The 1661-nt window shown below is 33.4% G+C and carries 1 protein-coding gene; it reads left to right on the forward strand.

Annotation, left to right across the window (positions count from 1 at the left end; translation table 11 throughout):
* Nucleotides 1–310 precede the first annotated feature (310 nt).
* Nucleotides 311–1555, forward strand: coding sequence for a PIN-like domain-containing protein (locus tag F6K22_RS00495; RefSeq protein ID WP_293092192.1), 1245 nt, complete (start codon nucleotides 311–313; stop codon nucleotides 1553–1555).
* The last annotated feature ends 106 nt before the right edge of the window (nucleotides 1556–1661 follow it).

Here is a 1661-nt window from a genome sequence, read left to right on the forward strand (position 1 = left end):
ATGTTACCCCTCCGCGCACCTTCCGGTTTATAGAAACCGGGGATTTAAACGATCGCTCAAAAAGCTGAATTTCGCAGTTCCTCCGCAGGAGGCTAGCGTATGGGCTAAAAGCGAGCTAGCTAGTTAATAATTAATAATTACTTCTCCTTGAAAACGGATAGGATTGACGAACAGGAAAATTTTTTATTCTCAAGGGGAGATTGGATATGGCTCCGAGACCTAGCCATCCCACCCTACGGGAAGCTCCGAAGATCGACCGCTTTTTTCTCCTTTAAAGGAGAGGCTTTAAACCTTAATTATTCGGTAAATAATGAAAAATTTATTTTCTTGGAGACTACCTCTATCTGAAGCTGATTTTGCAGAATTATGGGAAAAAGCAACTTTTGTATTTGATACAAATTTTTTATTAGATTTCTATCGGGTATCGAGTTCTACATCAGAAGATTATTTCCGAATATTAGAACATATCAAAGATAGAATTTGGCTGCCTTATCAAGTAGCAGATGAGTTTTTTGAGCATAGAGAAGAAATTATAGATAAGGAAAAAAAATCTTTCGAGTATGCTTTATCAGAACTTGAGCAATGGAAAGTAAAGCAAAAGAAATTTGATAGTCTCAAAGGAAGTATTTCACAAGCAGGAAGAATAGTTGCTTCAGAAATAAAAATTTTGTTTGATGAGCAGAAAAGTTATTTCGATGCAGTTGACCAAGTAGAGAAAAACTTTAGAGAAAAAATAGAAAGAATAAAAAATAATCACTATCTACCGCAGACTGATGAAGATAATATTCTGGAAGATAAGATTTTGGAAAAAATACTCTCGCTGTTTGATTCAAAAGTAGGAAAATTTTATGATGAGATAAATTTAAGCAGCTTATACAAAGAAGCAGATCGTAGATACCAGCAATTAAAACCTCCTGGTTTTATGGATAGAGATAAGACAGGGGCACAAAAGTACGGAGATTTTATATTGTGGAGACAAATATTAGATTTTGCCAAGGAAAATTCTCTACCGATAATTTTTGTTACTGGAGATAAAAAGGAAGACTGGTGGAACAAGAAAAATGGGAATATAATTTCTCCTCATATAGAACTGAGGCGTGAGTTTAAAGAGAATGTCAAACAACAATTTTGGATGTATACAATTGAGCATTTTATTGAATATGCTAAAGATAAATTTCAGCTTGATATTAATCATGATTCAATTGAAGAAACTAATCAAATTGCTGATGATAAGCAAGTGAGTGAAAATAAGAGAGAATTTTTTGAACAAATGGATATATATGAAGCTGAAATAATGCTTATTTATGATTATCCAGATGAACAAATGGAAAGAATAGCTGAGTTGAGGAAACAAGAAAGAAGTCGAATTAATAAAGAAATAAAAATATTTGAACAAATGAAGATGTGTTCTTTGGAACGAATGGTAAAAATAGCTGAGTTGAGGGAACAAGAACAAGACTTGACATTTAGAGAAATGTCTCAGCCAATTTCCCGTATTATCCCATCTCGACAAAAACAGATAAAAAAATTAGGAATTGAAGAAAAACAAGAGTAATATCATGTCCGGATGAATAGTTATAAATAATTGGGGAGTTCTCAGGAGTCAGGAGGGAGAAGAGGAAGAGGAAGAGGAGAAAGTTTTTTTTATAACTAATTAAGCG

The organism is Okeania sp. SIO2F4, assembly GCF_010672385.1.
Classification (GTDB): domain Bacteria; phylum Cyanobacteriota; class Cyanobacteriia; order Cyanobacteriales; family Microcoleaceae; genus Trichodesmium.